This window comes from Nostoc sp., assembly GCF_036917615.1.
Taxonomy (GTDB): domain Bacteria; phylum Cyanobacteriota; class Cyanobacteriia; order Cyanobacteriales; family Nostocaceae; genus Nostoc.
In genome coordinates this window covers 34,628-59,017 of sequence record NZ_JBALCZ010000026.1, presented here as the reverse complement: position 1 = coordinate 59,017, position 24,390 = coordinate 34,628, and the positions used below count along the sequence as shown (strand labels likewise).

Genomic DNA, 24,390 nt, shown 5'->3' with positions numbered 1-24,390 from the left:
ACTAAAGTCCTGATTACCAACCAAAGTTTTTATTATGGGTATTTTACCGGACATGAGATGAAATATGGCAAAACTTCAGTTGCCAAAGCGAGTAGTTAGATTTGCGGTAACTCCCGTATTCCTATTTACCCTTGCTATTTTCCTGACTATTATCCCTAGCACATTTGCTAAACAACAAAAGACAAATTCACCAGACGGGTTTCACATCCAAACCAATAAACCCCCAGCCACAATACCACAGTCACTTCTTGAGCAAGGAGAAGCACTTTATCAAACTGGACGCTTTACTGAAGCAGTAAATGTTCTACAACAAGCTGTCCGTATCTATCAACGAGAAAGCAATAACCTCGCACAAGCCGCAGCGCTGACTAACCTCTCTCTTGTATACCAGCAACTCGGCTCCTGGAAAGAAGCTTATGCAACTATTAACAATAGCTTAAATTTACTTGGCTGGGATGAGATAAATCAAAAATTAAATGTCAACAATCCAAAATCTGAATTGTTAGAAATTCTTGCACAAACTCTAAATATTCAGGGCGAATTGCAACTAGCACAGGGACAAACTGATGCATCTTTTCAAACATCACAACAAGCAGAGCAAATCTGGAAGAAATTAGGTGACAATGCTGGAGTAACGCGCAGCCGGATTAACGAAGCACAAGCCCTACGAGTTGCTGGTTTTTACCGCCGTAGTTTAGATATATTGAATGAAGTATCCCAACAATTAATTTCCCAACCTGACTCACTTGTAAAAATAACAGCTTTGCGATCGCTTGGTAATGTCTTACAACAATTAGGCGAACTTGAGGAATCCCAGAAAAACTTACAACAAAGCTTAGAAATCGCTCAACGTCTGCAACTGCCTCTAGAAATTAGTTTGACGGAATTTAGCCTCGGTAATACTGCTAGGTCGTTAAGTAATATTAGAGATGCGATCGCTGATTATGAAAATGCTGCCAAAATTGCACCAAACCCTCTGGCTAAAGTTCAAGCCCTGATTAATCAGCTGAGTTTGCTGATCGAAAACGAACGCATCACTGAAGCAAAGTCATTAATACCCACAATCCAATCTCAACTCCCGAATCTGCCTACCAATCAAGCTGGTATTTATGCACGAATCAATTTTGCTCAGACTTTGACCAAAATTAGTAACAAAAAAGACATAGTAGAGATTCTGGCAACTAGCGTTCAGCAAGCCAAAATAATCGGCGATGAACGTGCCGAATCCTATGCACTGGGAAGCTTGGGAGAAGTTTACGAGCAGAACCAACAATTGCAACAAGCACAGGATTTGACGCAGCAAGCCTTATTTATGGCTGAAAAAATTGATGCCTCAGATATAGCTTATCGCCTTGAGTGGCAGTTAGGACGTTTGCTCAAAGCACAGGGAAATATGCCAGCCGCCATATCTGCTTATGATGCTGCTGTAACAACTCTTCAGTCTCTTCGCAGCGATTTAGTTGCGGTTAATCGAGACGTGCAGTTCAATTTTCGCGATCGCATAGAACCGCTTTATCGGCAGTCTGTAGAGTTGCTTTTACAAGAGAAAGGACAAGGAAAGCCTGATTTAGATAAAGCACGTCAGCGAATGGAAGCCTTGCAAGTTGCAGAACTCGACAATTTTTTCCGAGAAGCTTGCTTGAGTAACCAATTTGTGGTATTAGACAAAGTAGTAGACCGCGACAACCTGAATACTGCTATTTTCTACCCGATTATCTTAGATAACCATTTAGAAATTATTATCAAACTTCCCAAGCAAGCGTTGATGCATAAAACTTCTAAAGTCAACCGTCAGCAAGTAGAGCAAGCTATTACAAAAATACGAAATACGATAGTCGAACCCGATGCTCATCAGCAATTTCAAGCAGTTTCTCAACAGCTTTATAACTGGTTAATTAAACCAGTTGAAACAGACCTCAAAAATAGTAAAGTGAATACTCTAGTCTTTATCCCAGACGGTTTATTGCTAAATATCCCGATGTCTGCATTATATGATGGCAAAGAATATTTAGTCCAAAACTACTCTGTAGCCGTTAGTCCCGGACTGCAACTATTTGCTCCTAAACCTTTAGCACATAAAAAATTAAATGCCCTGCTTGGAGGACTATCGCAACCACCCAAAAATGAAAAGTTTGCACCGCTTCCCAACGTTAAGGTTGAACTGAAATTAATTCAGGAATCAGGCGTATCGACAACTACATTATTGGATGAAAATTTTACCAGTACGACTTTAGCAAAAACCATCAACGCTCAAGCTTTTAGAGTTGTTCATTTGGCAACTCACGGGCGGTTTAGCTCTAAAGCAAAAGACACTTTTATTTTAGCAGCTGATGGACGGATCAATGTGAGTGAATTAGATAGCTTGCTCAAAAGTAGAGAGCAAAAACGAACAGAGCCAGTTGAATTACTTGTTTTGAGTGCTTGCGAAACAGCAGCAGGAGATAACCGAGCTGCATTGGGATTAGCAGGAGTTGCCCTACGTGCTGGTGCGCGGAGTACTTTAGCCTCCTTATGGGAAATTGGCGATAACTCCACAGCTTTGTTTATTGATGAATTTTACCGCCAGTTAATCACTGGTAAAACTACGGCAGAAGCTTTACGTTTTGCTCAATTAAAACTACTCAAAACTTCTGAATACAACCGTCCGATGTACTGGGCACCCTACATCTTAGTTGGTAATTGGTTGTAGAAATTTAGGCTTATAGATACTTTGCTGGATATTAACTTATTGGCGGTTTGGTAAATTTTCTAGAGGAGCCGTAGCAATATTATCCAAATTGATGGATTGCAATAAACTTTGCCAATCTTGTTGAACAGATGCATTATTAGAATTAGAAATGTGTATTTTTGCCAGCATATTTAAAGCGTCGAACCAAATACCTTCTTTGGCATAGATTATAATCTTCTGTCGAGGGTCAGTTGTTGCTTCCAATTGCTGCATAACATGAGAATCTAAATTGATTCTTTTAATACCCCCTTCTACATACACAGGAATGCTTGGTGTATCTTGTTTACAATGTACTTTAAAATACCAGCGATATGTCTTATTTACTTCTAATGAAGCAATAGTACTAGGGAGAGAAATACCAATGACACTGGGCTTAGAAGGTAGCGCGATCGCATTTCTATAAACATCATTTTCTGCGCTATCCTGTAAGCTAAATTCGGCGCTTGAGTTAGACAAATCCTTAGTGTAGGGCATGTAAAACCAAAACGTAGGCTGTTCAGAAGTGGTTAGTCCCTCTACAACCCCGATAATTGATTTGTTTGTCTGTCCAGCAACCTTTTGTTCCTCTTTAAATGGTACTAAGGCAGTGAGCGGCGTTGAAACCGCAGGGCAATTATCCCGACTACCCATTCCTCTTCTACGCCCAGATACAGGACTTAACCGAGCAGGTGTTTTTGGTAAAGTAAAAACTAATCGAGAGGTCGGTTGTTGAGGTGAAGCAAGCGTTTTAACTGGTTGTGCAGGCTGTTTATTAGTGACTGATTGTTTAGTTTGATCTGTTGCTTGTGCTGAATATTGGGTAGTGCTGCTCAAAATCAGAGCAGTTGTTAAGATCCATTTCATTGACTTAACAAGGTAAGATTTTTGCTTGTTGCTATGTGCAAACGTTAATAAACATTGAATGTCCGAGTATGAAACAGAGCAAGCTTTGTCTTAGGGACTTCCAAAGGATTAATTTCTAGGCATTTAAATAATGATAATCATTAAAAGGGGGAAGAAAGTGGCAGCTAACGGCTGCCCTTGATTCCCCTATCCTAGTGATTATTATTATTTATAAGGGGATATTTTATTTTTTGGAAGACCCTAAATAGGTACTGGAAAGCTAATTAGTACCTATCTATGGGTTAATAATGTACTAGGAATCAAAGGTAAACAGAGTAGGCGTTTCCAGCGAAGTGGCATTAAATCAGGCGGATATCAGCTCAATCCGTTTAGAGCGCAGAGCGTCAATTCCGTAACTTTTTGACAGAATTGAATTTTCTCCCCTAACTGATTCCCCATTTAGTAGATGGAGTTGTTAAAAGTGTTGCTCTGGAAGCTTCCAAGTCTGTTTCCTTTATCATGAATCCTACCTTAGTCACGGATCCAGTGTCCAATTGTATAGTATAAATGGAATTAGGTAATCGATATTCAAGATTAGCTAATGCCACAAGTTGACCTGCTGGAGTGAATATTAGGCTTTGAATACCATGATACCAAGAATGCACACCATCGTAATCTTGGTAAGTCAATTCTGCTACAAGAGCAACTCTATTTTGTGCCAAGTCCAGTTTATACAGTTCTGCAGTAGCATTTGCTCTGAACACGCTTGTATAAATTGTCTCATCTGGAGCCTCAGCCAAACAGCTGAACCTCTTATCTGCGGGAAAACTAATCCGATTAGTGAAGCTAACTTTGCCAGTGGTGGGGTTAACATCTACTATTTCAGCGGGTCCCGTACCGTCTTTTTTCGTAACTAGACCAATAAGTGAACCACTCTTTAGCAACAGCAAACTATCAAGTGCTTGATCAATTTTTAGCCCGGAAACGGATATAGTTTGGGAAGACTTATTTAGAATTAGGAAACGAGTTGGTTCAGCTCCATTCGCGCTAGCACTATCAGGGGTAATAGCTACTAAGAGAGTACCATCAGCTAAGTAAGTTAAACCAGTTAATCGCTCACCAGGAGAGAGGATTGGTTGATTCACAATCCGACGAGTAATTTTTCTAGTTTCTAAATTTAAGAATTGTAAAACAATTGCTTGAATGGAGCTAGCTGGAGTATTACTAGGTGGTAGCTTGGTGTAGTCCTCTATAATTCCAGTGTAATCTTCTGTGACAATATCACCTACATATTCTATGTTAGGGAATTCGACAGATGGTAAGGTAGCATCTATGTTATAAACGATCCTTGCTTGAGAATTCTTGACAATATCACCATGCTCCACACCAACGATAACCAGGCTCTCTTTTACCGTTTGTGCAGATACACTGCTTAGGTAAACTCCCACTCCACCGATAGTAGTGGTGGCGATTATTAACCGATTAAACTGCCGACGTGTTAATTTCACAGCCATATTTTTACCCCGAAAATTTTTAGGTTTTCTAATTCAGAAGACAGGTTCAATGCAGTTGATGCAGTGTAGTCCCGCAGAGCGATTGATGTTTCAAATTAGTACTAAGTTAATTGAATCCAACTTGCCACTGATGGAATGTTATTTGTGTCAGTAATAAAGAGCATGTACCATCCAGGTGGCGCTAGATTGCGATTGCTCGTCACCTTGACATCAAGGGAGGATATATTTTTCGAGTTGATTCGCACATCTACTAACCGTTGTTCAGTATCGCAACTATGAGTAGTTGCGCTTGGTCTAATCAAGTTGACCCATTTAATATTTTGTGCTTGAGGAGTCTGGACTGTAAATTTTGCACCATAACCAATTTTTTTGGGAATACTTTGGATTATCGGTCGTGGCTGCGACATATACGATGGTTTATAAATTTGCATACGTAATTCATTACAAGCACCCGTAGGAGTTCCCCCGCCTGTAACTACGCTTCCATCTGGCAGGAGTAATCCTATTGAATGATAGACATGAGGAACTCCTTGCGCTTCTACAACTGTCCAAGTATTTGTAGCGGGATTATATATCTCGCTTGGCAGTAAGGCTAGCTTTGTATTTTCACCTATTACACTACCATTACAAACAAACACTGTACGATCTGGCAATATCACTGCATTGACGTGCATCCGGGGGCGACTTAAGGATGGCGCTTGCCGATAAGTTGGTGATGGTTCTTTGAAATCCACAATATATACTGTTTCAGTCGTCTTACCATTGACAGTATGCTTTGAGCCACCACCAATAATCATCACCTTCTGGTCTTGGGCAGGTGGTAGCAATACACTAGTAGCATGATTGCGTTGATCTTTAGGATTTTCAGGATTAAGGTTGTTTGGATTTTCAAACAACCCAGGCACCTCTACCTCTTGGATTGGTTTGGAGAAATCTTTGGGTAAGGTTAATATACGAGGCGTGATCACATCGTTTTCATTAAACGCACCACCTGAATAAAATATCTTACCATTGCTCAGGAGAAATAACTGTGCATATGTTGGAAACTTGCTTGTTGCTTTAGAAAAAGAAGTCCAGCCTAATTTAGAAAAGATTTCTGGGTTGAAATCGACATCGTTACCCTGGTTGTTTATACCAGTCATATTGAAGACTCTGCCGCTACCCAGTGTGACGAAAGTAGGATACCAACGACCACTGTTCATTGATGCTACTTTAATCCATTTTTGGTCAATCGGATCGAAAACAAGAGTGGATGTTGTACCACGGTCTGGAGCATATCCTGAAGTTCCACCACCAGCTAATAACCTACCATCGGGTAGAAAGGAATGACCAACGCAAAAAATGTCAATTGGTTTCCCTGTGTTATCAAGCGGTACAGCCGGACGGTAAAAAGTACCTTGATTTGGGTCCCAGACTGTACAAGAGTCAGTTAATCCCCACGGAGGACAAATAGTAGTGTCATTGGGATCTGCTGGGCAGCTATTGATAGAAGTAATATTAGGATTAGGACAGGTTTGCTCGAAAACTCTTAGGTCAGTAGCTGAACCAGCGATAAAAAGAACCTTGCCAGTTCGCAAAAGAGCAGCATGAACAGTTACTAATGGAGAGGAAAACGGTTTTTGCCAACCATTTTTACTACTAGACTGATTGATGAATGTAGGGGATTTTTCTCGAACTACTTGAGCTATTTTTGAGTTTAAATTCTCACTAAACTCTTTCCGCTGCATTGCTGACATGCGCTTCATATTTTTATCTCCTCAGTAAGAGTAGTACTAAACTTTCTAGAAAGCTGAAGGTAAATCGTCAAAAATAAATCCTTATTCATCAGGTTGCTATTAGTCATTGATATCTTCAATAACGCATAAAAGGCATAACGGTAGAACAATTATTTATTTCTGATTTTAATTACCTTATGTAATCAAACAGTACACCAATTTATCTTAATACAAATAGGCTAATTTGAAAAAATTTATTTATTAAAAAAAAGCCCATAAGAAACTACATAAATCTTTTTCATTATCTAAAGATTTTAAAAATTTTATTAATCTCCAGATAATGAGAATCAATTTATGTTATCCAACTATTTCTAATTACTTATACTATGCCAAATCGTGTAAAAATCCTTAAGGATAAATTTACTTTAAGTTAGGGTTTGCCATTTTTAAAACTATTGCCAGAGTCCACAATTCTGTCAATAATTAAGGAGTTCAAAATCAAATATTGTCGGCTAATTCTTGACCCACACGGATTTCGGCTCAGGGTGTAATCCATTCAACGGGTGGCGCTCAGGATTCTCCAACTTCCGAAGTTGGGGAATCCTGGGCGCTTCAGGATTGGAGAACAAATTCTTTCAATATTTGGTTAGGTTCTTAATCCCCATTCAAATCTTAAAAGTCCCCAATCCCCAGTCCCCAATTCAGGCAGTTAAAGCTCCTGTATATCGCTCTAGTAAATCAATCACTGTTGCTTCATTAGTATGTCCGAACCATCCTTCGAGTAATTGCAAGTTTTGATCAACCAAAAGAAATGTAGGAGTTCCTGGAAGTTGATTCAGAGAAAATGTTGCCGATGCTTGGTGTGTTCTCTGCAAGCAGGCTTTTATGTTCTGGCAAAGATGCTCTTGCTGTGTTCTCTTAAGGTTATCAAAACCCACGATCGCCTCGCATAAAAACTTCATGTTTTCTGGTGATTCCAATTTTGCGGCTGTGATCAGGCAATCCACAGCAATAGGAAAGTCGATTGACTGCGAATAGTTCTCTCCTAAAGCCTTTCGTGTAGCTCCTACTGTTTTCTTTTCTGTCAATAACAATTGAGTATTTTCTGCGGTGTTGTAATCAAAATCCTCGAATGCTGTTGCCAGTCCCAAAACATTGAGTCCACTATCCCGATACCGCCAATACAGCTGATTGACTAGGGGGAAACCATAGATAAAACAACCGGGGCAGTTCACCTGAAATACAAACAACAGGTTCAACGCTTTCAGTTCAAAGGTTCCCTGCAATAGGCGTTCAATACAAAGCTCTATTTTTGTCATTTTCTTAGTCCTTTATGGGTTTAATGGACTTCTCTGAGGAATTGAGTCCAATTGATTCCTTTACATTGATGTAACCTGTCAAGAGCGATCGCTTCTTTTTTTTAATTTGAGCAGTAAGCAATCGGTTTACCGTTGACCGATACAATTCGATCTAACCGGATTTCAGTTCCATCCTTCAACCTGAGAAAATCAGCTTTATTTGCAGCGTAAACATCTACAATTCGCTCTTGTACCTCTACCACCTCATCTACCGCATTCCGATACACGATCCTGCACTGCTGGCGCAAGGTTGCTAGTGCTTCTAACTCATCGTGAAAATCACAATCTACCAATATGTATGTATCTATTGTTAGTACCTCCTATGAAAGTAGGAATCAGGGATGAAAGAAAGTCGGTCTTCATCCTCGATAGTGACGCGATCGCCAATTTTGACTTGAAAAAATCTAAAACTAGTCACATATCCTTTGTCCCTTCTAGCATGATGCTGGAGATGGCTTCATAAGCATCTGTCCAAGACTGTTCTACCTCTAATGTCCAGTCCGTCCCTAAGTAAGATTTAAATGTTTTCAATAGCGATGTACCTACCATCGGGTAATGTTCTTGAACAGTCCCATATTTCACATGCTTTGCTCCCAAGTTCTTAAGTGTGTCCGTTAACACATCCGGTTTATGTAGATTATCAATTAACAGTACTAAAGCATTCATCAAATGCTTTCGCTGCTCAGTCATATTACTGTTGGCAAACAAGGGTTTAACTTGGGGGTAATCAGTAAATAGATTACTGTAAAAACTAGCTACAAACTCTGTGCTATGAGGTTTGATACACGCAAAACTGCGTTCCAAAACTTCGATATTCATTATTTTTTTTATTGTTCTAATGGAATTAATTCAATGTTCTGGATTCTGGTTAAGCAAGACGTTCGAGAAACCAAATTATTGCCTTAAAAAGCCAATACTGCTCGGGGTAAAGCATTTTTAAATCGGAATTTGGTTTTGGTTAAAGGTTTTTTCTTTCTCCTTTCCCTCTTAACCGACAAGTATTGCTTCAGGAGCAACAACTGATGCCAACCAGGCTCGCCAAAACTTGGTGGCTTGAACCTCTAAGGTGGCAGCATAATCAGCTGTATCCTGGCGTAATTTAGCGACGTTAACACCAGGAGTCAGAGCGATCTCGCAAGCATGTCCAATAAACCAACGCTCTAGACCAGGAGCAGTTACCTCCAGATGGAACTGTAATGCTAGACCAGATTTACCCCAGGAAAATGCCTGGTTTTGGTACTTGGCACTAGAGGCAAGTAAAGTAGAGTTCATAGGTAAATCAAAGGTATCCCCATGCCAGTGCAATACAGATGTATGCTCTACCGCCAAGTAAGCTAGGGCGGAATCCATACCAGCCTTACTCAGTTCTAAAGGTGACCAGCCAATCTCTTTTTCTTTCCCAGGGTACACCTTGGCTCCAAGAGTACGTGCTATAAGTTGAGCACCCAAACATATTCCTAATGTAGGTAAATCGGATGCCAGACGACGTTCCAATAAACGCATCTCATCAACTATAAAGGGATAATCCTGCTCATCGTAAGCGCCGATAGGACCCCCAAGAATGACGAGCAAATCCGGAGTCAGAGGATCAATATCAGCCAGATTATCAAGTCCTGCTTCTACATAGGTGACTTTATAGTCTTGTTGCTTGAGAACGTTAGCCAAACTTCCGAGATCTTCAAACGCTAAGTGCCTAATCACTATGGCATTTTTCATGTTGATCACCTTAATAAATAAACTCAAAAAAGAAAGAGAAGATTTCACGAATCATTTAAGACTGCTATAGGAATCCCATTTGAGTTTGGAAAAAAAAGTCAAGCTGACTAAAAGCCTACTAGATAATGCTTTGATTATCAAAGGTTGTTTTAAAAGGCTCTTTTGGTGTCGTAGTATAGCAAAATATAGGGTAAGCAACAAAGCGTAGTGAACGCGAGTACATCTTGCTCGATAAGTATCTGATTTTGTGGCTGAAACCCTAGATTTTACATCAACTACGTTCCACTCGTAATCATGAGTTTATACCTTATTAGACTTTTAAAACATCCTCTTAGTATACTTAGCAAAGCTCAAGTTTGATTCCCATATATAGCAGTCCTAAATCACTCGTGAGAATTTGAAATTATTGCAATCCCCCTGTAGTGCCCCAAGGCATCGGGGGGACGGCGTTAGCCGGGGGGGGGGTGAATTTTCTTACAACTCATTTAGGATTGCCATATAAGACTACAATAACTCGTAATCGGCAAAAGCTTGCTGGATAGAAAACATCGAAAATACACCACAGGCATCAAACATTCTCAATGTAGGTTTGGCTGCTTGTTTGACCCCTGCTGCTACTTGTTTCGATACGTAAACTTCCTCTAGAATTCCGTCTGCTTCTTCTCTCTTGAATCCTAAATGTCTAAGAATGTTGTACTCGTACTGACGATCTGGGCCCAAAAATGCCCAAACTAATTGTGGCAGCAATTGACCCATTTCTTCTTGTTCATAGGGTGAAAGATGATGCCACAGTATAGGGAACAAGTGGCGAAAATAAACGCTATGGAAAGCTTCATCCGCAGCATGATCGCCAATAACATCACGCACAACTGATGCTACACGGGGATCGGAAGGGACATCGTTGAGAACTTTTGTTACTAAGGTTTCGGAAATAGTCACAAAAAAGAGCTTAATCAGGTTGGGTGATATGCGACTTTGATGTTCAGAAATCAGCCTATCCAAAGTACGTTCAAATTGTGGTCGTCCAATTACAGAATGGTCAAGACTGAAAGTTTCTTCTACCTTCATTGACAACATTTCAACAAAAAGTGCATGACCACCCTCATCACAATAAATGCGTAAGGCATCGTTCTTCTGTTCAGTAGTCAAAGAAATAGGTGCCCTTCCTTGGGCTAATGTACTGCATACCGGATTGACATGATTCAGCTCCAACAGAGTGGTGAATTGTAGATGCGCCAGTAGCCGATAAGCAAGCACAGTCATCCAACGGTTAGAATCTATCGCAATTGCCTGATGCGAGGCGAGTGGGACTAATTCTGGAGAGAATGGTAGCCCAGAAATTGAATCCTGTCGCACAGGTTTGCTCCGAATCCAACTTACTTCGTCCCAACGCTTGAATGGGCTACGATAGGCTTTATTAACTGCTTCTGAAATGCCAAAATTTTTAGTTGCTGTAAGCATGGTTCTGTTACCTGGGTAAGGTGTTAAATAGTTCTACAAGACCAGCGATAAAATTCCGGTTATCTCCGAGGTACACCTAAGGGTACTCTTTGATTAAGAGATTCTGGTAGCAATGGAACAGGAATGTACGTTAAGCCCGAAATACTTACTGTGGCTGAACTTTAGCCATCACCAACAGATGAGTCTTGCGATTTGCCCAAAAGCTAATCGTTGTTTTTGTGCTTGACTACTCATCACCACGTCCCTTAGCTCTCAAAAAAGATGAATTATCATGTCTCAACAACTTTTGAAGGCATATAAAGCCTATGTTGATTGAAAGCTGGTCAAGTTAATAGCTTTATCATAGACATTCACCCTTGCTGGAAGCATCAGAAGAAGGTCTTATCTTTTGGCTCAACGAAAGTCGTAGCTCAACTACGACTTTCGTTGAGATCGTTGCCAGATCACAACGAAAGAGAAATGGCAGCTTGAAACTATTGACTAGTATTTTTAAAGAAAATCTTTGTGTGGCGATTATCCTATGCTATTTGCTCTAAAATTCCAGCCCAATCCATTTCGCTTTTTAGTGTATACCGAATGGGTGATGCTTACAAGCTGCGGTTCCTTAGCTGTATTGGAAGCGATCGCTGGGAGGCGGTTACCTCTCCAGCACATTTCAGTTTTGATGTTGCTTTGCGTCATGGGGTGGCTGCTGCCAACGGGCAAATCATCCGTTAAAATCCTCTATACATTTGCCCAAATTGGCTTAATTTTCTACGGAACAACGCTGGGATATCTCCACATTTTGCCCACGCTGTACCTGATTGTGTTTATTCGCAGTTGCTTCTTGTTGGGCATGATCGAACGCTGGGCAGTTGGAGGAATGTTGCTCGTGTTATTTTTGCTGCATCAGACCCGCTATGTGCAGAATATGACAACGGTTGTGCCCCAGTTCAAGGAGCAGTTTTGGATGCACCTAGTTGCCGAAACGCTGATGTTTGGATTGGGGCTGTTCCTGGTGCTAATGCTAGTTAATACGCTGCTGTCTGAACGTCAGACACAGGAGGAACTGACGAGGGCGCATCAGCAGCTAACTCTGTATGCCTCCCAGGCAGAAGAGTTGGCAACCGCCCAAGAGCGCAATCGGATTGCTCGTGATATTCATGATTCTTTAGGGCACGCGCTGACAGCGTTGAATGTGCAGCTACAAACGGCAGTGATGCTCTGGCAACAGGAGCCAGTCCGGGCAGAACCTTTTTTGCAGCAAGCTCGACGGTTGGGTGTGACTGCCATGCAAGAGGTACGAAAATCGGTGCAGGCATTGCGCCAAGAAAATCGAACACAGCAGTCTTTGACTGAGACGATCGCCGCTGTGGTCGATGATTTTCGCCAAGGAAGTGGCATTGAAACGCAAATGCAGATAATAGCGCAGACAGCAGGAATAGCTAATGCGCCGATGTCTGTTGCGATCGTGAATGCACTATACCGAATTGTTCAGGAGGCGCTGACCAATATTTACAAGTACGCTCGGGCAACAGCAGTGACGGTAGAAATTGAGACAACATCCGAAATCGTGCGACTGAGTGTTGTAGACAATGGATGTGGGTTTGATCGGGGTAGCTCCATTGGGACAGGATTTGGACTGCAAGGGATGCAGGAGCGAATCGCTGCATTGGGAGGCACATTCACCCTGGAGACAGAACCAGGAAAGGGCTGTCGAATTGGGGTGGAAGTACCTTTGACAACTACCGTGCCAGAAATGTCGTCTAGCTAATAGATTTATGATTCGTGTGTTAATAGTGGATGATCAAAGCCTGATTTGCCAAGGGCTGAAAACGATGTTGGAGTTGCAGCCAGATTTGCAGGTAGTCGGCATTGCCAGTAATGGCGAGATGGCGATCGAGCAGGTCGCAGCCCTCCAGCCAGATTTGGTGTTAATGGATGTGCGAATGCCGTTAATGGACGGCAGAGCCGCAACACGAACGATCTGCGAACAATTTCCCAGTGTGAAAGTACTCGTACTCAGCACATTTGACGATGACCAGTATATTGCCGAGTCGCTCCGAGCAGGTGCGAAAGGCTATTTGCTAAAAGATATGCCCGTAGAGGAGCTAGTGCAAGCAATTCGGCTGGCGTATCAGGGCTATGCTCAATTGGCTCCGGGGCTATTGGACAAGCTGATGAAAAATCCTTTGGGCATTGCTAAACCAACCGCTTTGTCAAAATTGGAGATACTGACGCCGCGAGAACAGGAGGTTTTGCAGTTGATTGCCAATGGAGGCACAAATCGAGAAATCGCTGAACAGTTATTTATCACCGAAGGCACAGTCAAGACTCATGTGACGCATTTGCTCAGTCGGCTCGATTGCAAGAACCGTGCTCAGTTAGCGATTGTCGCCAATTCGATCTTTGGAACTAAGCATTACCAACTAGATAAATAAGTAATTAAATATATAGTGTTTAGGCAACTATACTACATCAGCCCTCTCTGTTCATACTCTTTTTTTGGCGAAGGTATTGTTATAGTAAGGCAATAAGTATTCAAGGGGTTTAACCCGCATTTCTCAATTGTAAGAAAAAATCATTTACATAACCTGGATGACAGATAATTTTTTTATACCCAAATTTATATTTCGGACAGGTCTAGTCCCTTGTTTGAGAAAGAAATATTTGCCAAGCTCGCTCGGCTACCTGTGGTTCGGCGGTAACGTGTTCTGGACACTCAAGGCGCAGGTGGCGATCGCCAAAAGGGGCATTCACTAATGCACAATGATGAGGGCACGAGCAATCAGAGTAAACATTGGGACGGAAGAAGTGACAGGTAACGCACATATGAGCAACAGGAATTTGACCCCGTTTTTGGAGTGTTCGCACCATCTTAATCAGACAACGTAAGAAGACTTCTTGCTCCAATACGGAAAGCTCATCCATCACACTCAGCAAAGAGTCGGGCCAGCTAGCCGCACTGTCTGCTTCACGCAACCCTCGCTCTGTTAGAGTAATAGCTATAGCACGAGCATCATCTGGTGCTCTACTCTTTTGAACTAAGTTTTTTTCTACTAGTGCAGTCACTGCATCGCTTGCTGTCGCTGGTGTGACTGCAAGTCCATCAGCCACTTGCGACAACCGCATCCCTAAATTACTCGTGGAACGTAGTAAAGTTAGGATTTGTCCTTGTGTTGGTGTTAGCCCTTGCTGTCCTGCGTTTTGCCATGCACAGGTCTTTAGGGCGAGGCTAATTTTGTTCAGCCCAACCATCACTCGTTGTCCAATGGGGTCTTGTGATGTGTCAAATGGATTGGTAGTCACGTCTAGTTGGAAATTGTTGAGTTTTGCTGAAAATTAGGACTCCTAATTACCAGTTAGGATAACATCATCTTCTTCAAGTTATCAATTCAATTTTCTTAACAATATGAGGTAGAAATGGTTACGTTTCACAATCAACCCGTAACCTTAGTAGGTTTAAAACTCAAAGAGGGCGATATGGCCCGCGATATTAGGGTAAGCGGTAGCGATCTGTCGCCAGTGCTGCCGTTAGATTTTTCTAGAGGCAAGGTGCGGCTATTTATCACATTGCCTTCGCTGGATACTCCAGTCTGTGCGAACGTAACGAAAAAATTTAGCAATGCTCTCAAAGGACTAGGTAATACCATAGTTGCTTATGCAGTATCAGCAGACTTGCCATTTGCTCAAAGTCGCTGGTGCGTATCCGAAGGAATTGAAAATATCATTATGCTCTCTGACTACCGAAGCATGGATTTTGCCAGAGGCTGGGGACTACTAATTCAGGAATTAGGACTACTAACCCGTGCTATTTACGTGGTAGATCAAAGTGGTAAGGTAACTTACCGCGAGATTATACCTGAAATTGCTTCCGAGCCAAACTATGATGCAGCGATCGCTGCTATTCGGGCAAGTATGTAGAATCAGAGGCTGAAAAAAAAACGTATTTCCTGAATTTTTTCTTTCTACCCCCTTGACGGATCATTTTATTTCCGGTTATTATTTAGGAGTCCTAACTAAATTTGATTTAACCAACTTTTGTACTATAAGAATCGGACTTCAGTCTTGAAAGCTTACTGAGACTGAAAGCTTTATCCAGTCAGCTTTTTATCTTACAAAAGTTTAAGTAATCAAACCGGATTCCTATATTTAGGATTAGGACTAGCAACGCCTAATAGTTTAAAAGGAAATTAGAACATGAAAAATGCAGTGTTTTACCACGCAGGATGCCCAGTATGTTTGGCTGCTGAACAGCAATTCGCAACAGCTCTTGACCGATCACAATATGCTGTTGAGATAGTAAATCTTGGTGATGAAAGCTCACGTATTCCTGAAGCAGAAGGTTTGGGTGTGAAATCAGTACCAGTTTTGGTTATTGATAATAAACCTTTCCATATCAACTTCGGCGCTTCTATCAATGATCTGAAGTAGTCTTCGATTTTCAGGTAGTCCTATCCAACAGCAGTTTTTAAGGAAGGAAGAAAGAACGTTCTTTCTTCCTTCTTTTATAAAAAATAACCAGATGCTGCGTGGATAAGTATCGTCTTCTCAATTGTGATTTTCACGACCAGTTAGAAGCACTTCGCGTCAAAACTGTCGGATTGTCATATCGCAGTGCGGTTGAGGAGTTAGTTTAAGTTTAAGGTTGCATTGTCGATGTCTATGCTGCCAATCAAGCTGATTTTTATTTTTTAAATTAGTCTATGCAATATACCGCAATTAGTGAGTCCATATCTTAATGAAAATACCTCACCTAATTTCTATTCAGGTCGGTCTTCCTAAATATTTGGGTGTGGAAAATTCTGATGATCCAAATGATCGCCGATGGTCAACTGGGTTTTTCAAAGATCCAGTAGAAGAACCAGTTTGGTTGGGAAAAACTAATTTAGACGGCGATGGACAGGCTGACTTGAGATATCATGGAGGATCTGAAAAAGCAGTACTCGCCTATGCTGTTAAGCATTACCCAACTTGGCAGGTTGCACTCAATCAATCCGAACTGTTGTATGGTGCATTTGGGGAAAACTTTACTGTTGCGGAAATGACAGAAACATCAGTTTGTATTGGCGATACCTATGAGATTGGAACAGCATGTATCCAGGTCTCCCAGCCTCGTCAACCCTGTTGGAAAATATCACGACGTTGGCAAATAAAGAATCTAGCATTGCAAGTTCAGAAAACAGGCAAGACTGGCTGGTATTTCCGTGTTCTCAAGGAAGGTTATGTGAAACGGGAGCAGTTCTTTGTTCTGTGCGATCGCCCCTTTCCTGAATGGACGATCGCCAAGGCGAACGACATTATGCATCATCAAATAAATGATCGAGAAGCTTCTGCTGAACTGGCTGCTTGTCCTTTGCTTGCATCAAATTGGCAGCAAACCTTATCTAATCGTGCAACCAAGGGTATAAATCTAGATCCCAAGCCTCGTCTGTTTGGAGTTGACTAAGTGTAGTCACCGTGGACTTTTACTTAGGTAGTGCTCTCAAACAAAACCAACTGTTGTATAAATTCCCATAGCGATAGTTGAAGTGACTAGTACCGCAAGGCGTAAATAAGCAGACCATTGAAAAGCCCTAAAGAGCTTATTCCATAATACTTTTGACTTTTACTTCGGCTACGCCCTTACCTCGGCTTCTCTACGAGACGCTACGCGAACGCTCGGCACAAATTGCCTACGCTTAGGACAAGCTCAGTACAAGTGACTTCAGACTTTCTTGCATCCTCCGATCCCGCGATCACCCAATTACTCAATCAAGAACTCCAGCGTCAACGCGACCACTTGGAGTTGATTGTTAGTGAAAACTTTACTTTCGCCGCCGTTCTAGCAGCGCAAGTTGCCAAAAATCCGCGATCGCAATTTGTTTGATGCACAGGGATACTCACAAGCCACTGAAGCTTTGAAGACGTGTGAACTAGATTTTCAGCTATTTACGGAACAGGTGTATGAAGCACAGCTGTTTATTTCTCTGGCGCTCTGCGCGGTCAAATTTTTTTAGCCATTTTTTGAATGAGTGATTTACCAAATACTACAGAAAACATCCGATTTGATTAAGTGATAAGTTTGTTTAACAGATGTTTTAGAAGTTAACTACCTGTGGAAAACTTGTGGAAAAATACCATAGTTTTTCCACAAGGTAATTATACTTAATTAAGTTTTATCAGCAAAATATTAAGTTTTCCAGAGATTTATCCACAAAAAGTCAGATTTTTCGACAATATAAGTTAAATTTAATCAATTTTTAGACGTTACTTAATATTCTCGACTAATTATTCAGCCGTCAAGGCTAATGAGCAGAGTGCTGGTTGTGGAAAACTTAAAATACATCTTCAGGATGGTTTTTGGGAACGGCTTGTCATATTGATGCGATCGCTCAGTTGGCGTAGTGTTTGTGCTAAAGTGCGATCGCTCTGGTGAAGTTGGGTAATTTTGTCGCAACTGTAGATCACCGTTGTATGGTCTTTACCACCAAACTCCTCTCCAATTCTAGGCAAACTCAGAGCCGTGTGTTGGCGCATTAGATACATTCCTATTTGACGCGCCCAGCTAATCTCTCTTCGTCGCGAGTTACTTTTGAGGTCGTCTATTGAAACATCAAAATTATCCGCCACCACCTTTAAAATTGCTTCTGGGGTAGCTGCCATTTTTTCGTTAGGCGGTTCTAAAACTGGTGTGATATTTTCCACCGTCATCGGTAAGCCCCAAATGGAAATATAAGCCACCGCCCGAATTAAAGCTCCTTCTAATTCTCTAATATTAGAAGTATAGTTAGAAGCAATATACTCAATCACGTCACGGGGAAGACGAATATTTTCATACTCGGCTTTTTTCTGCAAAATTGCCATTCTAGTTTCTAAATCCGGCTTTTGGATATCTGCGATTAATCCCATAGAAAACCGAGAACAAAGACGTTCTTGCAAACTAGGAATCTGGTTAGGAGGACGGTCGGAAGCAATCACAACTTGTTTACCAGCTTCATGTAAAGTATTAAAAGTATAAAAAAATTCTTCTTGGGTGTATTCTTTCCCTTCCAGAAACTGAATATCATCAACTAATAAAACATCGGCGGCTCGGTAATGTTCTCGAAAACTTTGCATATTATCCTTACGAATCGCTGTAATTAAATCATTAGTAAACTGCTCAGTAGAAACATAAAATATTTTACAATCAGGACGAATTTTCCAGCGATAATGACCAATAGCCTGCATGAGATGTGTTTTACCTAAACCTACGCCACCGCATAAAAATAAAGGATTAAACTCTTTACCTGGAGATTCTGCAACTGCCAAAGAAGCAGCGTGAGCCATACGATTATTGGCACCAACTACAAATCGTGAAAAGACATATTTAGAGTTTAATTCAGTAGTTTTTTGGTTGTGATTAGGAATAGTTTCAGAAGTAGTACTGGGATTTTGTGATTCCCAAGAAACCTGTGGTTCACTAAAATGAGAAACTTCAGTTTCAGAAATAGTGCTGGAATTTGGTGATTCCCAAGAAACCTGTGGTTCACTAAAATGAGAAACTTCATCACCTTGAGCAACGGTAATGTAAATTCCTACGGGATGACCGAGAATATCTTGTACTACATGAGCAATGGTATTGATGTAATACTTTTGTAACCAATTACGAGCAAATGGGTTAGGAGTGCGGATCACTAAGCAATTATTTTCTAATCGCTCCGCACTAGCAGTTTTGATCCAAGTTTCAAAGGTAGGTCGGGATAGTTCAAGCTTTAGGCGCTCTAGTACCTGACTCCACAGACTTTCTATGGGAATTTCCATTATCCACCACCTTTGCTGCTAATCGTCACAATAGAAGAGAAAGCACCAATTTAGCATTGAGATACGCTAGACCTAGAATAAGCTTTTAAGTTGTAATCATTTTGGGACATACTCGGTAGGCAAGATCCTAACACCCACTGACTGACACGGAGAAGCAACGACACATGAAGACAAGAAACCATGACTTAGCACCCAAAAAAATTGATCCCAGGGGTTTGCCCCGCAGGTTATGGATGCTCTCATATGGGGTAGCAGTGGTGTTCCTGGGGAGCTGCTCTCTTCTACCAGCCAAGACCTTTGAGACTCAGCCAAGCGATACTCAACCCCAAAAGACAATAGAACCCAATCCGGTATTTGTCCCCCCGCCAATTATTTCGTCGTCTGGAGATCCTAATTTTGTGGTAAAAGTAGTGCAAAATGTGGGGCCTGCGGTAGTTCGCATTGATTCTTCCCGAACAATCACTTCTCGCGTACCAGACGAATTTAACGATCCATTTTTCCGGCGGTTTTTTGGAGACGCAACGCCGCAGCCTAGACAACGGGTAGAGCGGGGTAGTGGCTCTGGATTTATCATTAATTCCTCAGGTCAAATTGTGACAAATTCCCATGTGGTAGATGGTGCTGATAGAGTTACTGTCACACTCAAAGATGGCCGGACTTTTGATGGTAAAGTTTTGGGTGAAGATCCGGTTACGGATGTAGCTACGATCAAAATTGAGGCTAATAATCTGCCAACTCTATCTGTGGGTAACTCCGATGCCTTGCAACCAGGAGAACCAGTAATTGCCATTGGTAACCCGTTAGGCTTGAATAATACCGTTACTTCTGGGATTATTAGTGCTACAGGTCGTTCTAGTACCGATATTGGTGCTAGCGACAAGCGGGTTGATTACATCCAAACGGATGCTGCGATTAATCCTGGTAACTCTGGTGGGCCATTGTTAAATACTCGTGGCCAGGTGATTGCGATGAACACAGCCATTATTCAAGGTGCTCAAGGTTTGGGATTTGCTATTCCCATTAATACAGTGCAAAGAATTGCCCAAGAATTAATTGCTAAAGGCAAAGTCGATCATCCTTATTTGGGTGTTCAAATGGTAACATTGACACCAGAAAATAAAGAAAGAATAAAAAATATAGCAGGCGATCGCTTAAATATTACAGCAGATGACGGCGTTTTACTCGTTGAGATTGTGCCGCGATCGCCTGCATCTGTAGCTGGACTACGAGTTGGTGATGTGATTAAAAGCATTAATAGCCAGCCTGTTACTAAAATTGAAGAAGTACAAAAGCTAGTAGAAAAGAGCAAAATCGGTACTAAATTACCAATAGAAGTGGAACGCAATGGGCAAATTGTCCAACTAGGAATCCAACCTGCTCCTTTGCCTGTGAGACGTGAAGGATGATATTAGTCATTAGTCATTAGTCATTAGTCATTAGTCATTAGTCATTAGTCATTTGAAAAACAACTGACATACTCCACTCCCCCAATCGCCAGTTGCTTTCATAGCGGGTTCCGCTTTAGCGGTACAAGTCGGGCATTGCCCGCCCAACGCACTGGCTCTCCAATGACGCCAGGTCGCACAAGTCGGGAAACCCGCCCATGCGACTGGCTCCCCAATGCCCCATTATCCAAAGGAGTTTTCTCATGACTGAATTAGCGCCAATCATTCAATTAGGCAATCCGACATTGCGCCAAAAAGCTGCTTGGGTTGATAATGTTCAAGATGAGCATATCCAAAAATTAATTGAAGACTTAATCGCCACCGTTGCCAAGGCTAACGGCGTGGGAATTGCTGCGCCTCAAGTAGCACAATCCTATCGTTTATTTGTTGTGGCTTCCCGTCCTAATGCCAGGTATCCTAACGCCCCGGAAATGGAACCTACTGCCATGATTAATCCCAAAATCATTGCTCATTCAACTGAAGTTGTCAAAGATTGGGAAGGTTGTTTAAGTGTTCCAGGAATTAGGGGGTTAGTTCCTCGGTATAAAGCTGTTGAAGTGGAATACACTGACTGTCAAGGCAACTTACAAAAGCAAGAATTAACCGATTTTATCGCTCGGATTTTTCAACATGAGTATGATCATCTCGACGGTATCGTATTTGTTGATCGTCTAGAGAACACTCTCGATATGATCACTGAGCAGGAATATCAACAACGAGTCGTTAACAATTAATAAATGGGAGTAGGGAATGGTGTAGTTCAATTAATTGAAAAAGGCTGTAAATAATTAACTTAACGTGAGTTCGATAAACCTCTCCCTGCCTTGAACTAAAGTTCAAGGCAGTCCCTCTCCGACCCGGAGAGGGACGATTTTGCGTAGTAAAATCTTTTAAAGGATGTCTGAGAAGTTAAAAATGTCATGCGGAATGGAGCGATAGCCAAGTGTTGCATCTCATCAACCCACGTGAAATTGCAATTCTTCTCTTCTCTACGAGAGGCTGCGCCAACGAGACGCTACGCGAACGCTCCACTGAGAATGACAAATTATACCTTTCGTACACTTTTCAGACATCCTCTAAGAGGATGTCTGAAAAGTGGTGGCTGATGTATCAAAAACTTTAGATCCTCCTAAATCCTCCGATAAATTGGAGGACTTTGAGAAGGTTATTCCCCTGTATAGGTAGTAGATATTTCGTGAAATAGTATTACTATTGCCTGCGATCGCCCCTACTCTGAAACCGTCTTCTAGAGAAGAGGTTGGCGCAGCGAGCGATCGGATCGCTTTAAGCGTGTGATTCGCAAACTCGCTCGTCCCGCCACAATTGATATAGCTGCGTCGCTGGCATAGTCATATATAAAACATCCCCAGCACAGAGGTAACTTTCTAATAAATCCCAGCCGTGATGAGTTTGGTGGTTTTTATCTAAGTATAATGGTACGCAATCAGTAGACATTGCTACATGTTTCACCCACTGACCACAAAAGATGTGTGAAGGTGTAATCACAGTCGCAAAAGCCACCCAAAGACTATCGGCTGTGATCCCATTACCGAGGATGCGTCCCCCTAATGCAGCGGCAGCAAAAGCTGGGGCTGCCAGTTCAGCCGGACTTAGTACTGCCTCAAAGCCAAATAGCTCTTGTGCTATGCCAGCAAAATCGGGATCGGCATAATGAACAATCACCGGAATGCTGGATGTCAAGTTTTTGGCTTTGAGGGCGATTTCCAGATTGGTAGCATCATTATTAGTAACAGCAAGCACTGCGGCGGCAGACTCTATATTGCTGGCTTTGAGTATTGTGCGAAAGCTGGCATCGCCCTGAATTACGGGGATACCGAGTTCGCGGGCGGTATTGATATATTTGTTGTTGGAGTCGGGTTCAACTACTACAACTTCATATCCGCTGGCGTGGAGTTGCTGGACAATTCTTACCCCAATACCACTTAAGCCACAGACAATGTAGTGATATCGCTGGGGAATTCGGGCTGCATCCCAAAATTGCTTAAAGCGGCTTCCCAAGACAAAATCGGTGAGCATTGCATACCAAATACCAATCACCACTGCTCCAACCAGCATCATCACAACGGTAAATAACTTAATACTGTTAGGAGCATTTTCTACTACTTTGTCATTACCACCCGCTCCAGTAATCATGCCTACAGAAAAATATAGAGCATCAACAGGAGACAAACTCAACTCAGCCGACATATAGGTGAATGTAGCAATCAGAATAACCGCCAATAGTGCAATAGCACCCACCAGTACTGAGCGCCCATGTTGCTGAAACAGCCTAATATTAGTCAAGACTTTCAGCAGTTTTTTAATCAATGATCTCCGAGGAGAACGAATACGGGGTAGGGTGCCAACAATTAAGCGATCGCCTACTTGTATCTCTTGTCCAGATATTACACCTGACACCAAATCCATCTCACCTTTTACTGGCAAGTAATAAATCAGCATCCGCGATCGGTCTTCCCACAATTCACTCAGCTTTCGACCCTTCCAGAAGTGGTTTTCATCAATGTATTCTTCGTGAATCGGCCAAGTTTGCTGAAATAATTTGATTTGTCCAATCGCTTGGTTTCCCAATGCTGCAAACGTGAATACAGGTGCTGCTAATCCCACAACACTCATACTCAAGTGGTCTGGCAAACTTTGGTCTAGGCGCTCCCCCAAATTTGTATTATAAAAACGGTTGATAATCCGAATCTGGGGATTCAGCACCCGCGCTTGCATCATAATTGACAAATTTAGAGCATCTTTAGATCCAGCAATTACTAAGGTGTGTGCCTGTTGAATTCCGGCTGCCGTTAGGGTAGAAGCTGCTTGTAAATCGCCAACAATCACATCTCCTGCGGTTTCGCCAGGGATAGATTGGTGATGAATGCCAACAACGAAGGCTCCCTGTTGTCTCAGCAACCGAAAGGTTTTATATCCGGTAAGTCCTAAGCCACAAACAATAATTCTGGGTTTCATGAAACGGCAGCATCTTTTACAGGTACGGCTGCATTTCTAGTTAGTTATCAATATATGTTGCCCACTTTCCTGGAATATAACTGTAGCTGACAACACGATTGTTTCAATTGGAGGCAGGAGTTAGAGGAAATATATTTTGGATCTTTGAGCTTCGTAAATCCGCCTTATAAGGAACTTCCAGAAAATAAATTATTCAATTTACTCAGATAATATTTTGTTGTCTTCCCCCAGCTAAGAGCTCCCTGCTCCCCTGCCTACCCAGCGATGGGATATTTTTTTAGTTGGAAGTCCCTAACTCCGTTGACGAGTTTTTTAGCGGAAGGTGTGTTACAATTTAAGTTACTAGTGGTTATCATGGTCAAAGCAACTTGCGTGATTCAAATCACCTCTCTCAAATTTTTCAGATATCCTCTTAACTCGACTTTATCCATTTTTTTGCAAAGCGATCGCCTTAGCTTAAATCTCTGTGGGACTGTAGTTTTACTTTTTGAACTTCATAGATAATAATCTATGACGTGCAAAAAGTATTTACCAAAAAGTCAGGGTTTTTGCAGGATAAAACTTAGTACAGAATTTCACAAGTTCGTAGCCTTATTAAATCTCGCAAAGCCTTACTAATAGATCGCTCAATTCGTCACGGATTTATGAAATGCTGTACTTAGTTGCCATTCGTGAGAAGTTAAGGTCGAATACTATTTGTCAATAAGCAATAGTACTTAAAATGTTGCTGGAAATGGGGGTCGGAAACACAATTTTTGAGCAGGCGATGCCTACGACGGGCTACGCCTACGCTTAATCTTGATACGCATGATTCATTCTTGCCCCATAAGTTCAGTATAACAATTAACTTCATACCTATGTTTTTCTAAATTTTCAGCATAACTTCTAATTGAC

The 24,390-nt window shown here is 41.7% G+C and carries 20 protein-coding genes and 1 pseudogene; 10 read left to right on the top strand and 11 right to left on the bottom strand.

Going from position 1 to position 24,390, the window contains the following annotated elements; genetic code table 11:
* Nucleotides 1-64 precede the first annotated feature (64 nt).
* The gene (locus V7K85_RS08730; protein ID WP_334812762.1) at nt 65-2,689 is read left to right on the top strand and encodes a CHAT domain-containing protein; all 2,625 of its coding nucleotides are present in this window, start codon (nt 65-67) and stop codon (nt 2,687-2,689) included.
* A 36-nt stretch (nt 2,690-2,725) separates the two neighbouring features.
* On the opposite strand, the gene V7K85_RS08725 is transcribed toward V7K85_RS08730, so the two are convergent.
* The 8 genes from V7K85_RS08725 to V7K85_RS08690 all read right to left on the bottom strand — a co-directional run bounded on the left by V7K85_RS08725 (nt 2,726) and on the right by V7K85_RS08690 (nt 11,314).
* Complete coding sequence (locus V7K85_RS08725) at nt 2,726-3,571, bottom strand: DUF928 domain-containing protein (RefSeq protein WP_334812760.1); 846 nt, start codon at nt 3,569-3,571, stop codon at nt 2,726-2,728.
* Between the two features lie 422 nt (nt 3,572-3,993).
* Nucleotides 3,994-5,064, bottom strand: a complete 1,071-nt coding sequence (locus V7K85_RS08720) for a hypothetical protein (RefSeq protein ID WP_334812758.1) — start codon at nt 5,062-5,064, stop codon at nt 3,994-3,996.
* Nucleotides 5,065-5,165: 101 nt separating this feature from the next.
* Nucleotides 5,166-6,809 carry a galactose oxidase-like domain-containing protein gene (locus tag V7K85_RS08715; protein WP_334812756.1) on the bottom strand — a complete coding sequence of 548 codons (1,644 nt, stop codon included), beginning with the start codon at nt 6,807-6,809 and terminating at the stop codon, nt 5,166-5,168.
* Between the two features lie 671 nt (nt 6,810-7,480).
* On the bottom strand, nt 7,481-8,098 hold the full coding sequence (locus tag V7K85_RS08710; protein ID WP_334812754.1) for a hypothetical protein: 618 nt from the start codon (nt 8,096-8,098) through the stop codon (nt 7,481-7,483).
* Between the two features lie 101 nt (nt 8,099-8,199).
* Nucleotides 8,200-8,430, bottom strand: coding sequence for a hypothetical protein (locus tag V7K85_RS08705; protein ID WP_334812752.1), 231 nt, complete (start codon nt 8,428-8,430; stop codon nt 8,200-8,202).
* Nucleotides 8,431-8,551: 121 nt separating this feature from the next.
* Nucleotides 8,552-8,956: a globin family protein gene (locus tag V7K85_RS08700; RefSeq protein WP_334812750.1), complete on the bottom strand. Its 405-nt coding sequence runs from the start codon at nt 8,954-8,956 to the stop codon at nt 8,552-8,554.
* 168 nt (nt 8,957-9,124) lie between these two features.
* A complete protein-coding gene (locus tag V7K85_RS08695) occupies nt 9,125-9,853 on the bottom strand; it encodes a glutamine amidotransferase (RefSeq protein ID WP_334812748.1) in 729 nt (242 codons plus the stop codon).
* Between the two features lie 504 nt (nt 9,854-10,357).
* Entirely contained in the window at nt 10,358-11,314 is a 957-nt protein-coding gene (locus tag V7K85_RS08690; protein ID WP_334812746.1) for a diiron oxygenase, read from the bottom strand.
* Between the two features lie 520 nt (nt 11,315-11,834).
* Between V7K85_RS08690 and V7K85_RS08685 the strand changes: the two genes are divergently transcribed.
* Nucleotides 11,835-13,067, top strand: coding sequence for a sensor histidine kinase (locus tag V7K85_RS08685; protein ID WP_334812744.1), 1,233 nt, complete (start codon nt 11,835-11,837; stop codon nt 13,065-13,067).
* Nucleotides 13,068-13,074: 7 nt separating this feature from the next.
* On the top strand, nt 13,075-13,734 hold the full coding sequence (locus tag V7K85_RS08680; RefSeq protein ID WP_334812742.1) for a response regulator transcription factor: 660 nt from the start codon (nt 13,075-13,077) through the stop codon (nt 13,732-13,734).
* 202 nt (nt 13,735-13,936) lie between these two features.
* Here the strand turns inward: V7K85_RS08680 and V7K85_RS08675 are convergent, their stop codons facing one another.
* A complete protein-coding gene (locus tag V7K85_RS08675; protein ID WP_334812740.1) occupies nt 13,937-14,602 on the bottom strand; it encodes a MarR family winged helix-turn-helix transcriptional regulator in 666 nt (221 codons plus the stop codon).
* 114 nt (nt 14,603-14,716) lie between these two features.
* Here V7K85_RS08675 and tpx point away from each other — a divergent pair, with 114 nt between their 5' ends.
* From tpx to V7K85_RS36425, 5 genes and pseudogenes are all read left to right on the top strand, one after another.
* Nucleotides 14,717-15,217: a thiol peroxidase gene (tpx, locus tag V7K85_RS08670; protein ID WP_334812739.1), complete on the top strand. Its 501-nt coding sequence runs from the start codon at nt 14,717-14,719 to the stop codon at nt 15,215-15,217.
* Between the two features lie 276 nt (nt 15,218-15,493).
* Nucleotides 15,494-15,727 carry a thioredoxin family protein gene (locus V7K85_RS08665; RefSeq protein ID WP_334812737.1) on the top strand — a complete coding sequence of 78 codons (234 nt, stop codon included), beginning with the start codon at nt 15,494-15,496 and terminating at the stop codon, nt 15,725-15,727.
* A gap of 307 nt (nt 15,728-16,034) precedes the next feature.
* A complete protein-coding gene (locus V7K85_RS08660; RefSeq protein ID WP_334812735.1) occupies nt 16,035-16,742 on the top strand; it encodes an MOSC domain-containing protein in 708 nt (235 codons plus the stop codon).
* A gap of 222 nt (nt 16,743-16,964) precedes the next feature.
* Nucleotides 16,965-17,129 (top strand): annotated as a pseudogene (locus V7K85_RS08655) (hypothetical protein); the annotation flags it as partial.
* 1 nt (nt 17,130) lies between these two features.
* On the top strand, nt 17,131-17,292 hold the full coding sequence (locus V7K85_RS36425) for a hypothetical protein (protein WP_442940559.1): 162 nt from the start codon (nt 17,131-17,133) through the stop codon (nt 17,290-17,292).
* A 331-nt stretch (nt 17,293-17,623) separates the two neighbouring features.
* Here V7K85_RS36425 and dnaA read toward each other — a convergent pair whose 3' ends face one another.
* Entirely contained in the window at nt 17,624-19,075 is a 1,452-nt protein-coding gene (gene dnaA / locus V7K85_RS08650) for a chromosomal replication initiator protein DnaA (protein WP_334812734.1), read from the bottom strand.
* Between the two features lie 164 nt (nt 19,076-19,239).
* On the opposite strand from dnaA, the gene V7K85_RS08645 reads away from it, so the two are divergent.
* Nucleotides 19,240-20,481 carry an HhoA/HhoB/HtrA family serine endopeptidase gene (locus V7K85_RS08645; protein WP_334812732.1) on the top strand — a complete coding sequence of 414 codons (1,242 nt, stop codon included), beginning with the start codon at nt 19,240-19,242 and terminating at the stop codon, nt 20,479-20,481.
* A gap of 242 nt (nt 20,482-20,723) precedes the next feature.
* Nucleotides 20,724-21,254 (top strand): peptide deformylase, encoded by a 531-nt coding sequence (gene def, locus V7K85_RS08640; protein ID WP_334812730.1) that lies wholly within the window; start codon nt 20,724-20,726, stop codon nt 21,252-21,254.
* Nucleotides 21,255-21,804: 550 nt separating this feature from the next.
* On the opposite strand, the gene V7K85_RS08635 is transcribed toward def, so the two are convergent.
* Complete coding sequence (locus tag V7K85_RS08635; protein ID WP_334812728.1) at nt 21,805-23,496, bottom strand: NAD-binding protein; 1,692 nt, start codon at nt 23,494-23,496, stop codon at nt 21,805-21,807.
* Nucleotides 23,497-24,390 lie beyond the last annotated feature (894 nt).